The organism is Providencia sp. UF-183 (assembly GCF_058246155.1).
The window spans coordinates 247,043-259,669 of record NZ_JBSICD010000006.1 but is presented as its reverse complement, the minus strand read 5'-3'; the positions used below and the strand labels follow the sequence as shown (position 1 = coordinate 259,669).

The window sequence follows — 12,627 nt, the reverse complement described above, 5'->3', positions numbered from 1 at the left end:
AAACGTGCGGCTTCCGCAGCTTGACGCTCTTGCTCTGCTTGTTCTTCGGCTAAACGTGCGGCTTCGGCAGCTTGGCGCTCTTGCTCTGCTTGTTCTTCGGCTAAACGTGCAGCTTCGGCAGCTTGGCGTTCTTGCTCTGCTTGTTCTTCCGCTAAACGTGCGGCTTCCGCAGCTTGACGCTCTTGCTCTGCTTGTTCTTCGGCTAAACGTGCGGCTTCGGCAGCTTGGCGTACTTGCTCTGCTTGTTCTTCGGCTATGCGTGCAGCTTCGGCAGCTTGGCGCTCTTGCTCTGCTTGTTCTTCCGCTATGCGTGCGGCTTCTTGCAGTTCACGTTCTGCTTTGTCCTCAGCTTCTTTAATCGCCGCTAAATCGGCTTGGCGTTGTTGCTCTGCTGCTTCCTCCGCAGCCTTGACCGCCGCCAATTCAGCTTCACGCTGACGCTCCAGCTCTTCTTCCGCAAGGCGTTGAGCTGCTTCTTCTTGGCGATCGCGCTCTGCTTTTTCTTCTGCTAGGCGCGCTTCTTCTGCCGCAAAACGCGCTTGTTCTGCTTGCTCTTGCGCCGCTTTAATCGCCTCTAGCTGAGCCTTACGTTCAAGTTCCGCTTGTTCTGTTGCAGCGTCTATTGCGGCTTGTTGCGCTGCATACTGGCGCTCCGCTTCGTCTTCTGCTGCTTTAATTGCAGCTTGCTCCGCTTGGTATTGACGTTCCGCTTCTGCGGCAGCGGCATCTTCTACGGGGTGTTGATTTTCAACTTCGTTTGCAGTTTCTGCCTGCTGAGCTTGTTGTTTTTGAGTCTCTTCTTCATCTTTACGACCAAAACCTAGCCATGAAAAAAAGCCTTTTTTCTTGTCTTTAGCCATCTGCCACTACACTCCTCGCGGTAAAAATATGGCGCTCGATAATCAAATCGCAATCAAATTACATGCAGTCTATCATTTCATCGCTCTGCAACACATATCTGAAAGAAAAATCCTGACAATTTAATCGGAATTTTTATGTTAAAACTGTGAAAACGACACGCTATAATCGAAATTCAGCCAATTAGGGGTAACAACACTGCAACTTCTCCCCTGACAGGTATACAATGGTAACAATCATTTTTAAGTAAACAATAAGCTAAGTAGCAATACACATTATGGCAAAAAAACCACAATCAGCGCCTTTAGGGCAAATTCGTATCATTGGTGGGAAATGGCGTGGGAGAAAGCTGCCTGTCCGTGATAGTGAGGGCTTACGCCCAACCACAGACCGCATCAAAGAAACGTTATTTAATTGGTTAATGCCTGTTATTCGGGACGCACGCTGCCTTGATTGCTTCGCAGGAAGTGGTTCATTAGGTTTCGAGGCGCTTTCTCGCTTTGCTCAAAACGTGACATTCATTGAGCTAGATAAACAAAATGCGCAATTACTCACTGAAAATAAGGCCCGTTTACAAGCGGATGATGCAACCGTTATCACCAACAGTAGCCTGACTGTGCTAAGCCAACAGGGAGCTCCTTTTGACGTGGTATTTATTGACCCACCATTTCGCAAAGGCTTACTCAACGAAACAATTCAATTGCTCGAAAAAAACCAATGGCTAGCAGACGAAAGCTGGATATACGTTGAGTCAGAGGCGGAGTCACCACTTACTGACCTTCCTGCGAACTGGCAGCTTCATCGCGAAAAAATTGCTGGCCAAGTTGCTTATCGCCTGTTTATTCGAACCTCACTTTAGGAAAAAAGTATGTTAATTAATGTTGGTCGCCTGCTGATGGTTTGCGTTTGGAGTTTTATGGTGTTTAATTTAATTCACCCATTCCCTAAACCATTGAAATATTTTATGGATATCGCAATGGTCTTTATGATTTTCATGCACGCATTACAAACTATTTTCCTAAAAGCCACTTTGCCTAAAGGTGAAAAAATTTCTGGTTTAGTGCAAACGCGCATCTTTTTCTTTGGTGTCTTCGAAATGTTAGCGATGCAGAAAAAAACCAAAGCTGCTTTAGAAGAAGCCAAGAAAAATAAGTCAGAACAATAGATTATTTGGGTTCAAAACGAATATACCGCGTTCCTTGCAGAGTAAGTTTGTCTTCACGCTCTAGCTCAACTTCGCGGTATTGTTCTTCTGTTACAATCGTTTTAATCACCTCACCGCTGGCTAACGTTTTAAAATAAATTTCGTAGCGGAAAGTTTCAGGTGAAACGACATCCCGTTCGCGAGAACGCATGTTAGGATAAGGGTAATCTTTTTTGCTATCCACCTTAACTAAGTAACTAACAGGCAAGGAATTATCGTTAATTTCATTTTGCTTGCGTTGGTCAAAAAAACGTTTAGTGGCAAGCACAGCGATAATCGCAATAACGATAATTAATAATATTGGCTTATTCATAATTTGTGCATTTCGCTTAAAAAGATCCTAACTATAGTTTATCTTATTTATAGAAACAGAACACGTTATCTCAGTGAACGGTTTATTACCGTTTCATTTATTGAACTTATAAGGATATGTGTATGATTAGTTGGCCATTTCTCGCAGTACTCTTCTCTGGCTGGTTATATGTCGATGCTGCCTACCGCGGCCCAGGATGGCAACGTTGGTTATTCCGCCCTATTACACTGTTATTATTACTCTTTTGGGGTTGGAGTTCCGATGATCTAAACCTGCAAAATTACCTTATTCTTGGCGGATTATTAGTTTCACTGATGGCTGATCTCTCGCGAATGTTTTCAAGTGAACACTTACTAACTTCTGTCGCCCTCATGTTTCTCAGCTACCTGATTTACACGATTAGCTTTGGCATGCAATTAAACTTTGGACTATTTTTACCTTGGTTGGCTGCTCCACTAATTATTGCGGCCATCACTCTGATTCTTATTTGGGGCAAATTAGAAAATCTACAGGCCATTGTTTTTGCTTCTTTAATCATGTGTATGATTATGGCTTGGGTCGCTGGCGACCAATATTTCGGCCTTGGGCGCGAATATAACTTTTCCATCATGGTGGGGGCATCGTTACTCTTTTTATCTCACTGTGTATGGTTAATTGCCCATTTCCGCTTACCATTCAAAGCCTCAAAAGCGGTGGTCGCTGCATTATATTTCCTTGGTCAATTCTTTATTGTCCGCGCAATTTATTTATAAATCTCCCTGTCATAAGTGCCAATTGATAAAAAATGCTATTTGAGAATTTTATCAGTTGGCTCCCCTCATTTTGTTTGACTCTGGAGTAGACTCCAAAGTGTAGACTTATCAACAATCAGTGATGGAACTCATTATAGTTGGATAAGGGGGCGCTTATGCACTCACACTCTCATAAAGAAAATCATACACATACAAGCTCTTGCTGCTCAAGCACTAGTGCATGCTCATCCACTGTGACACAAAACGGTGCACAGGCGAGTAATGACTCACATGTTCATGAGCATAGCGACACCAAAAAACATCCCGATGACGATGAGGGATCCCACCGACACAGTGGTGGGTGTCACTCAGATCACGACCATGCAGACCATGACCATGGATCTCACGACCACCAACATGGTGGTAGCTGTGGATTAACGGCAAACACTGCCGATGAAGTGGAGCCTTTGCAGGCCGCAGGGCAGCGTTTTAGCTGGATAATTCGCGGGATGGATTGCCCAAGCTGTGCCAATAAAATTGAGAATGCGGTAGGCCAAATCGGCGAAGTTAAGCAAGCCAAAGTGTTGTTTGCGACTGAAAAATTAGTGGTTGATGCAAATACAGACATCAGTGCGGCAGTACGTTCTACCGTAGAAGCTGCTGGCTATGAATTACTCGAAGTCGGTAGTAATAATGCGGCATCTATTGCCCCACCACAAAGCTTACTGAGTGAAGCTAAACCTGTCATTATCTTAGCAATACTGATGGCAATCAGCTGGGGAATTGAGGCATTTAGCCCGAAAATCGGGAATATTGCTTTTATTTTAACCACCCTATACGGGTTATATCCTATCGCGAGCAAATCATTACGTTTAATTCGTACTGGTACTCCTTTTGCTATCGAAACATTGATGACCGTTGCTGCTGTAGGCGCAATTTTTATTCAAGCCACAGAAGAAGCCGCCATGGTTATCTTACTGTTTATGTTAGGTGAGATGCTCGAATCCTACTCGGCAGGTCGTGCTCGTCGTGGGGTCAGCGCATTAATGGCATTGGTTCCAGAAGATGCAATTCTCATTAAAGATGGGCAAAAAACCACCGTCCCTGTTGCACAACTGCGCCCAGGAGACATTATTGAAGTCGCACCAGGTGGGCGCTTACCAACGGATGCCGTGTTAGTTTCAGGTTTTGCCAGCTTTGATGAAAGTGCGTTAACAGGGGAATCTGTTCCTGTCGAACGCAACATTGGCGAAAAAGTCGCAGCTGGCTGCTTATCTGTTGACCGTGCAGTGCAAATGAAAGTCGTTTCAGAGCAAGGCCAGAACGCGATTGACCGTATTTTGCAGCTGATTGAAGAAGCTGAAGAACGTCGAGCCCCCATTGAGCGCTTTATCGACCGTTTCAGCCGTATTTATACGCCGATTATCATGTTAATTTCAGCATTAGTGATTATTATCCCACCAATTTTCTTTTCTGCACCTTGGGAAACATGGATCTATCGCGGCTTAACATTGCTATTAATCGGTTGTCCGTGTGCGCTTGTGATATCCACCCCAGCGGCGATAACCTCAGCCCTTGCGACAGCAACACGTCGCGGTGCATTGATAAAAGGTGGCGCAGCGCTTGAACAGCTTGGCACGATTACCACTATCGCCTTAGATAAAACAGGGACGCTGACGGAAGGTAAACCTCACGTCACTAATTTAGTTCCTGTTGATGGCATGACCGAAAGTGAATTAGTGCAAATCACAGCGTCTGTTGAGGTTGGTTCACACCACCCATTGGCAAAAGCGGTTGTAAATAAAGCGGAAGAGTTGTCTTTGTCAGTGACTGAAGCACAAGACCGTAAAGCGCTTGCAGGAAAAGGTGTCGAAGGGGTCCTAAATAATAAGCACATATTGGTCAGTGCCCCAAATCGCTTAGAAACTCCATTAGAAAATGAATGGCAAAGCAAAGTTGAAGCATTGGAAGCTGAGGGTAAAACAGTCGTTGTCACATTGGAGGATAACCGCGTTATCGGTTTAACTGCGCTGCAAGACACACTGCGTACAGATGCCAGTGATGCGATGAGCATGCTCAAAGCGCTCAATGTTAATGCCGTGATGTTAACGGGTGATAACCCGCGTGCTGCTGGGGCAATTGCAGGCCAATTAGGTATGGAGTTCCGTGCGGGTTTACTCCCTGAAGATAAAGTGACCGCAGTTATGGAGCTAAACCGCAACCATAGCACCATGATGGTCGGTGATGGCATTAACGATGCCCCTGCAATGAAAGCCTCGAGCATCGGTGTGGCAATGGGCAGTGGTACTGATGTTGCGTTAGAAACAGCGGATGCGGCTTTAACTCATAACCGTTTAACAGGCTTACCAGAAATTATTGCGCTATCCCGTGCAACGCGGAAAATTATCCGTGAAAACATTACGATAGCGCTTGGGCTAAAAGGCGTATTTTTAGTCACCAGTTTACTCGGGATCACTGGACTTTGGGTAGCAGTGCTTGCAGACTCAGGTGCAACCGCACTTGTAACCGCGAATGCTGTACGGTTACTTCGAGTAAAATTACCTCAAGTGAAAAAGTAGTGTTTCATCAACTAAGCAAAGCGCCCAATGAGGCGCTTTTTTTTCGAATTACAACTTAATATAATCAATTATTACAATTAGTTAATTGTCATCTCATGCGTAATTTTAGGACAAACTTTTTATCTGTGAGTCCGAAAGTTGCGTAAAATTACCCACGTAAACAAGCTATCTGTTGAGTGGGAAATCGATATGGTAAAACAGCGTAATTCAACACCCCATGACGCCGCCTTTAAAGGGTTTATGTCTAAAGTTGACAATGCGCGTGACTTTTTTGATATCCACCTTCCCACCAATATTAAGCAATTATGCCATTTCGACACATTAGCGATAACCAACACATCTTTTATTGATAAACAGCTGCGTTCGCGTTTCTCAGATGTATTGTATACCGTCGAAACACTGCAAGGTGGTGGGTATATTTATATGTTAGTTGAGCACCAATCATCGCCTGATAAGCTCATGGGATGGCGGTTGATGCACTATGCTTTTTTAGCCATGAATCAGCATCTACAACAAGGCAATAAAGACTTACCGTTGGTTGTGCCTGTGTTATTTTACCACGGAAAAGTGAGCCCTTATCCATATGCTCAACCTTGGACGCATTGCTTTCATTGGCCGGATGTCGCATCAGATTTATACAGCAAAACATTTCCCATTGTTGATATTACGGTCATTGATGACAATGAACTCGTCAATCATCGCAAAGTTGCCGTCATGGAGCTTGCAATGAAACACAAGGACTTACGCGATGAGTTTCAACGGGTTGTTCCCTTGTTGGCTCAAGCGCTCAACCAGCACTATAATAATGACGATGACATCATCACGATCCTTAATTATCTCTTTATTACCGTGGACTCTATTCATTTTGAATATATTGTTCAGCAACTGAGTGAAGCAACAGAAAAACATCAAGGGGTTATCATGAATATTGCGCTGAGATTACAAGAAAAAGGCCGTAAAGAGGGCATTGAAGAAGGCCGAAAAGAAGCTTATGAACAACAACTTACCACTGCTCAATATCTTTTAAAAAGCGGTGTCGACTTGCAGTTAGTCATTAACAGTACAGGCTTAAGCCGTGAAGACCTCATGTCCTTGCAATAACTGAGCAGCATGCTTTATTGCAAATTGATTAAGTTAGCCTCAATTCATTTTGAGTATATTGTTCAGCAACTGAGTGAAACAACAGAAAAACATCAAGGGGTTATCATGAATATTGCGCTAAGATTACAAGAAAAAGGCCGTAAAGAAGGTTTTGAAATAGGTTTTAAAGAAGGATTTGAAATAGGCCTTAAAGAGGTTCATGAAGAATTTCGTAAACAACAACTTACCACTGCTCAATATCTTTTAAAAAGCGGTGTCGACTTAGAATTAATTATTAACTGTACAGGCTTAAGCCGTGAAGAGATAAACTCGGCGTCAAAATAGATTAAGCATCTTTAAAAATAATCAATTAGGCTATTTAAAAAAACGTTACTTTTCATTGTTTAACTCTATACTGCGCAAAAACAGCTGCCGACCTTAATAGCAACGGCCATGCTGTTTCTTACACAATACCCTATAACCCGCTGGCTTTTTTACGCAACAAATAACGGTAAGGGGCGCTTTCCGCTTCAACCGCCAGCAAGTCATGTTCCATAAAACGGCAAAAACCGGGAATATCACGGGTCGTTGCGGGGTCATCGGCAATAATCAGTAACGTCTCGCCTTCTGCCATATTCCGCACAGTTTTACGCACTAACATCACAGGCTCTGGGCAGCGTAAGCCAAGAGTATCAAGGGTTTTGGTTGCGTTGGTAAATAAATCAGACATATAAACGACTTCTTAAAGAGATCAATAGATTGATTATATAATAAAACGCGCGTTGATGAATGAACAGTTTTGCTTTTGTTGCGCAACAGGCGTATGATGCGCTACTCCCGATTTAGGGATGAATTTCATGGGTTCCCTCACCCCATTGCGACTAAAAAGGTACAATATGTTTGATTTTACTGTGCAGCAAAAAGCCACTGCGTTAATTTGGCTATCTTTATTTCATATTTTAATTATTACATCCAGTAACTACCTTGTGCAGTTGCCGATTAATATTTTCGGCTTCCATACTACATGGGGCGCGTTTACCTTTCCCTTTATCTTTTTGGCCACTGACTTAACCGTCCGCATCTATGGCGCACCGCTTGCTCGGCGAATTATTACCGCAGTAATGTTGCCTGCTCTGCTGATTTCTTATGTTATTTCTGCGCTATTTTTCCAAGGTGAATGGCAAGGTTTTACCGCACTCTCTGAGTTTAACGTATTTGTTGCGCGAATTGCTGCCGCAAGTTTTATGGCATATGTACTTGGGCAAATTTTAGATGTCAGCGTTTTCAATAAATTACGTCAAAATGCACGTTGGTATGTTGCTCCTGCTTGCGCCATGTTTTTTGGTAATTTAATTGATACCATCGCATTCTTCTTTATCGCCTTTTTCCGCAGTAGTGACCCCTTTATGGCGACAAACTGGGTGGAAATCGCATTAGTCGATTACGTCTTTAAGTTACTTATTTGCATGCTGTTTTTCTTACCTGCTTATGGTGTTTTACTGAATTTCATCTTGAAATACTTCTTTGCGAATTCAGAAAAAAAACAATTAGTTCGTCAGCATTAAGCATAAAAAAGGAGATAGCGAAATGCTATCTCCAACTGGGTTAAACTGAGCTAAAACAAAGAATAACAACCCTACAATTCAGTTAATTATAATGCCCTTGCTAAGAGCGAAATCGGGTGCTCGCATTTTTTACTTGTGGACATCTCTATTTGCCACTTACAGGTTTCACAGTCTGTAATAACCATATCAGCTCCGCTTTCCTCTATCTGACGGAAGAGCCCCGCACCAATACCTTGTGAAACTTCATAATTCTCTTTCTTAAACCCGTAAGTCCCTGCAATACCACAGCACTGGGAATCAAGCACGATCAACTCAACACCCGGTACACGTTTAATTAGCTCTAGCGTGTAGGATGTCCAACCCATTTTTTCCATATGGCATGGCGTATGGTAGGCCACTTTTAACGGGGTATGTTTCAGTTTCAGTTCGCGCCCTTGCTCTAACAGGCGATAAATATAGCGAGTTGCGAGCTCAATGTTGTCGCGCATTTCTGAAGTGTCTACATCCAATACATGGGTATATTCATCACGGATGGTAAATGTACACGTTGAGGACGTCGCAACTACAGGTATATGTTTTTCGAGGATGGTTTCCTGAAGTGACTCTAAATTAACATTGGCTTGGCGTTTTGCTTGCTTCATAAACCCGTTGGCAATCAATGCGACACCGCAACATTTTTCACGTTTAAGCAGTTGTACACCAATGTTCATGCCATTAAAGACTTTAATTAAGTCTTTCCCTAATTGCGGGTGGTTGTAATTCACATAACAACCATGGAAAAAAGCCACTTGTTCTTCAAATTTAGCTTGCTCTGCCGCTTGTTTAGAATACCAACGGCGGAATGTGCCAAATGAATATTTTGGCAGTTCACGGCGATGGTCGATTTTTAACGCTTTATCCAGAATTTGGCGCACAGGTTTTAACCCGGTGATGGTATTTACCACTGGTGCAAATGGCGTAGAAAGCGAGCCCATTAAATCCGTATGGCTGAGGATTGCATCGCGAATTTTCGGTTTTTGCTGGCTGTAGGTATTTCTTGCACGCGCAATAATATCACCAATTTTCACATCCGATGGGCAAGCGACTTCACAGCGTTTACAGTTAGTACAATATTTCAGCGCTTCATCATAGAGCATTGGGTCTTTTAAGCGTAAGCGCTCACCGTCTGGCCCCGCTTGTTTTGGGCCCGGATACAATGGGTTCACTTTCGCAACGGGGCAGTATGTTGTGCACACCGTACATTTAATACAGCTTTCAAAGCTTGCATCTTGAATACTCATTGTGCCACCTCCGCCTGCATCGCTTTGTTTTTACTCACTTCATTAATGATCTCATTCGCGGCAAATAATGCGCTAATCATTGAAACTCCCGCACCGCAGCCTTGGGTTAATGGATCAAAGCCCCCGAGTACCGCACCTGCGACATACAGGTTTTCAATCGCTGCACCTGCTTTTTGAGCCCGCAGTTTTTCGTCTGTTTTCACGCCAAAGGCCATATAAGGTTGGGAAGCAAAAAACTCTTTATTAGTCCACTTCGCTCGCTCTGAGATTTCACATAAATCTAAATTCATCAGCGGTTCATACACACGGTCAAACTCAGCGACCAAGCCATTATTAAAGAAGCTACCTGTCGCCAACACAAAATGTTTAGCCTTGAGCGAAATATCCCCGTGATTACGTGTCTGCACAGACGCAATACGGCCTTCTGCATAATTTACTGACGAGACTTTATCCCCAGGCATGACAATCCCACCTTGGCGACGAAACTGGCGTAATAGCATCTCATGTAGGCGAATGCCTAATAATGATGGTGGCAAAGTGGGTAATAAATACAGTTGCTTACCTAATCGTTTCTGTAATTCCAACATCGGCTGTTCGCTGTCCAGCCCTATACAAGCAGGCATAAAAACAGCTTCGGCATCAGCGATTAATGGCGAAATTTCCTCAACGATTTGCGCCATGTTTTCCGGTCTATCGAGCCAGCGAGCGACATTAATCGCTCTAAATTCACTTGGATTTTCGCGTAGGCGGTCAAGTAGTGGCAAATGCACATAATGGGCACTAGCCTGTATTCCTTCACGCTGCAACTCATCAGCTACCATTTGTGGCTGAAAATCCAAGAACCCTTCAATACCGACAACAGCAATTTTACTGGCATCCATTTTTTGATGTAAGCCAACTGTAGGAACTGACTCAGGACTCAGCCACGTCATACGTTTATGGCCTAACGGTGTGATGCGATAATGATTTTCTTCGCAAGAACCTTTTAAGCGAATTCCCGTTTGCTGCAAGATGGATTCTGCCATTCTAGCCAGTTCAGCTACGTGGTTTTCCCCCATCAAACTATAGGGGTGAAAAGGCGCTTGCGATTTTAACTCACCAAGCATTGTCAGTGGTTTTTCTGCAATTTGGCCATCAGGTAAATGGGTTAATAAATCCAATGAACCCGACGAAAAATGCAGTGCATTTTGCCCTGCACTCACCATTGCGCAAGACAGGCCAGACTGGGTTAGGCGAATACCGCAAAGCAGCCCCGCAAGGCCGCCTCCCATCACAACGACATCATATTTCATTATCCGCCTCCTTCTGAGATGCTTTGCCCAATGTGGCTTCATTCATCCCACATAACCCATGATAAACCCAACTGGTGAACTCACTTTCGCGCAATGCATCCCCCCAAGCGATGGGGCGCACGCCCTTCCAACGCTCATTGAGGAAATGACCTAGTTGCTGCTCAGTTTCATGCGGTGTCGTGACATTAAATCGATTGAGTAAACCTGCCGCACGACAAGCACACAGCTCTCCTTGGCAAGTTCCCATCCCTACGCGGGTACGACGGCGCAAATCCAATAAGTTGTTTACTGTGAGCGAATTGACGGCATAACGCACCTCTCCCGCGGTTACTGCTTCACATTCACACACTAAACTTTTATCTAAGCGATCAGTGCTTAAAATGGCAGATGCACGGTCACCGTGGCGGTAAACCGCAGAACCACGAATTGGTGCGGGAATGGAAACTACGTTGCGCAAGGCTTCTTCTGCACTGTGTTGAGAGCCCGGAAGTGGTGCTTCTGCTGTTGTACATTTTGCAGAATGTCCCAGTTTTTCACAGACTTTATCCGTTGCCCACTCCGCCATCAGGCGATAAGTCATTAATTTACCACCTGTAATGGTGATAAAGCCTTCCATTCCATCGCGTTTCGCATGGTCTAGAAGCACAATACCGCGACTAACATTTCGCCCTGAAGGGTCATCATCGCTAGCCACTAAAGGGCGAACCCCTGCGTAGGCACGTAAAATGCGCGTTGTCGCCAATGCAGGTGATAACATCGAACCTTCGCGAATAAGAATATCAACCTCTTCTGGGGTGACGTACATATTGTCGATTTGGTCATATTCAATGTGTGTGGAAGTCGTCCCAATTAGTGAGATCGTATCACCAGGCACTAAAATATCCGCATCCGCAGGTTTACGGCAACGGTTGATCACCATGTTATTTAACCGATGACCTAAAATGAGCAATGCCCCTTTTGCAGGGAACATTTTGATTTTTAGCTCGCCGTATTCGGCAATTTTTTGCCCCCAGATCCCACCAGCGTTAACGACAATTTCGGCGTAAATGTCATACTGTTTTTTTGCTTGATGGTCGTACACAGTCACACCTCGAACAGTATCACCGTCGCGGATAAGGCCGATAACTTCATGGTAAGTCAGTACTTTTGCGCCATGTTCTCTGGCATCTAACATATTTGCAGCGGTTAGACGAAATGGGTCAACGGTACCATCAGGTACACGAACCGCACCAATTAAGGCAGGGTTGACCGATGGCTCAAGACGGATAGCCTCTGCGGGGTCAATGGCATTTGCGTCAATACCTGCACTTTGGCAAGCTGTGATAAATTTTTGCTGATAATCGAGGCTGTCTTCAGGCAAGGTAATAAATAAGCCATCCGTTCGCTCAATACAATGATGGGCGATCCGCTTTAAGATTTTGTTCTCTTCGATACATTCTCTTGCAGATTCGCTATCGGTTACCGCATAACGCGCGCCACTGTGGAGCAAACCGTGGTTTCGCCCTGTTGCGCCAGTCGCGATGTCGTGCCTTTCAAGTAAAACGGTTCTTAGACCTCGGCGAGCGCAGTCACGAGCGACTCCTGCACCTGTTGCGCCACCACCGATAATGATGACATCCGTTTCAGTCACAGATGAGCCATTCATGTCGCATCCCTCACATTAATAAACATTTCTATAATCGATAAGTATAGATTCTATTTTTATAATCTATTATTAAATATAGA

General features: G+C 44.2%; 12 protein-coding genes and 1 pseudogene. 7 read left to right on the top strand and 6 right to left on the bottom strand.

Translation table 11 applies throughout. The features are described 5' to 3' along the window. Positions 1-860: pseudogene (locus AC4IFT_RS08230) on the bottom strand (signal recognition particle-docking protein FtsY); the annotation flags it as partial. A 275-nt stretch (positions 861-1,135) separates the two neighbouring features. Here AC4IFT_RS08230 and rsmD point away from each other — a divergent pair. Continuing rightward, entirely contained in the window at positions 1,136-1,717 is a 582-nt protein-coding gene (rsmD, locus tag AC4IFT_RS08225; protein ID WP_273802878.1) for a 16S rRNA (guanine(966)-N(2))-methyltransferase, read from the top strand. Positions 1,718-1,726: 9 nt separating this feature from the next. Further along, positions 1,727-2,023 carry a DUF1145 family protein gene (locus tag AC4IFT_RS08220; RefSeq protein ID WP_490736934.1) on the top strand — a complete coding sequence of 99 codons (297 nt, stop codon included), beginning with the start codon at positions 1,727-1,729 and terminating at the stop codon, positions 2,021-2,023. Between the two features lies 1 nt (position 2,024). On the opposite strand, the gene AC4IFT_RS08215 is transcribed toward AC4IFT_RS08220, so the two are convergent. Then, positions 2,025-2,375 carry a DUF2500 family protein gene (locus AC4IFT_RS08215; RefSeq protein ID WP_490751056.1) on the bottom strand — a complete coding sequence of 117 codons (351 nt, stop codon included), beginning with the start codon at positions 2,373-2,375 and terminating at the stop codon, positions 2,025-2,027. 122 nt (positions 2,376-2,497) lie between these two features. On the opposite strand from AC4IFT_RS08215, the gene AC4IFT_RS08210 reads away from it, so the two are divergent. From AC4IFT_RS08210 to AC4IFT_RS08195, 4 genes are all read left to right on the top strand, one after another. Then, entirely contained in the window at positions 2,498-3,127 is a 630-nt protein-coding gene (locus AC4IFT_RS08210; RefSeq protein ID WP_273802875.1) for a lysoplasmalogenase, read from the top strand. Between the two features lie 155 nt (positions 3,128-3,282). Next, positions 3,283-5,685 (top strand): zinc/cadmium/mercury/lead-transporting ATPase, encoded by a 2,403-nt coding sequence (locus AC4IFT_RS08205; protein WP_490751055.1) that lies wholly within the window; start codon positions 3,283-3,285, stop codon positions 5,683-5,685. Between the two features lie 189 nt (positions 5,686-5,874). After that, positions 5,875-6,786 carry an Rpn family recombination-promoting nuclease/putative transposase gene (locus AC4IFT_RS08200; RefSeq protein ID WP_490751054.1) on the top strand — a complete coding sequence of 304 codons (912 nt, stop codon included), beginning with the start codon at positions 5,875-5,877 and terminating at the stop codon, positions 6,784-6,786. Positions 6,787-6,891: 105 nt separating this feature from the next. Further along, the gene (locus AC4IFT_RS08195; RefSeq protein ID WP_273838498.1) at positions 6,892-7,110 is read left to right on the top strand and encodes an Rpn/YhgA-type helix-turn-helix domain-containing protein; all 219 of its coding nucleotides are present in this window, start codon (positions 6,892-6,894) and stop codon (positions 7,108-7,110) included. A 130-nt stretch (positions 7,111-7,240) separates the two neighbouring features. Here AC4IFT_RS08195 and tusA read toward each other — a convergent pair whose 3' ends face one another. After that, on the bottom strand, positions 7,241-7,495 hold the full coding sequence (gene tusA / locus AC4IFT_RS08190; protein ID WP_219244631.1) for a sulfurtransferase TusA: 255 nt from the start codon (positions 7,493-7,495) through the stop codon (positions 7,241-7,243). Between the two features lie 166 nt (positions 7,496-7,661). Here tusA and AC4IFT_RS08185 point away from each other — a divergent pair, with 166 nt between their 5' ends. Then, positions 7,662-8,330 carry a 7-cyano-7-deazaguanine/7-aminomethyl-7-deazaguanine transporter gene (locus tag AC4IFT_RS08185; protein WP_490751053.1) on the top strand — a complete coding sequence of 223 codons (669 nt, stop codon included), beginning with the start codon at positions 7,662-7,664 and terminating at the stop codon, positions 8,328-8,330. Between the two features lie 86 nt (positions 8,331-8,416). Here the strand turns inward: AC4IFT_RS08185 and glpC are convergent, their stop codons facing one another. From glpC to glpA, 3 genes are read right to left on the bottom strand one after another with little or no spacing between them, the layout of a single operon-like run. Then, positions 8,417-9,610 (bottom strand): anaerobic glycerol-3-phosphate dehydrogenase subunit GlpC, encoded by a 1,194-nt coding sequence (gene glpC / locus AC4IFT_RS08180; protein ID WP_219244633.1) that lies wholly within the window; start codon positions 9,608-9,610, stop codon positions 8,417-8,419. Then, positions 9,607-10,902, bottom strand: coding sequence for a glycerol-3-phosphate dehydrogenase subunit GlpB (gene glpB, locus AC4IFT_RS08175; RefSeq protein ID WP_490751052.1), 1,296 nt, complete (start codon positions 10,900-10,902; stop codon positions 9,607-9,609). The genes glpC and glpB overlap by 4 nt, the downstream gene beginning before the upstream one ends. Next, positions 10,892-12,547 (bottom strand): anaerobic glycerol-3-phosphate dehydrogenase subunit A, encoded by a 1,656-nt coding sequence (glpA, locus tag AC4IFT_RS08170; protein WP_219244635.1) that lies wholly within the window; start codon positions 12,545-12,547, stop codon positions 10,892-10,894. The genes glpB and glpA overlap by 11 nt, the downstream gene beginning before the upstream one ends. Between the last annotated feature and the right edge of the window lie 80 nt (positions 12,548-12,627).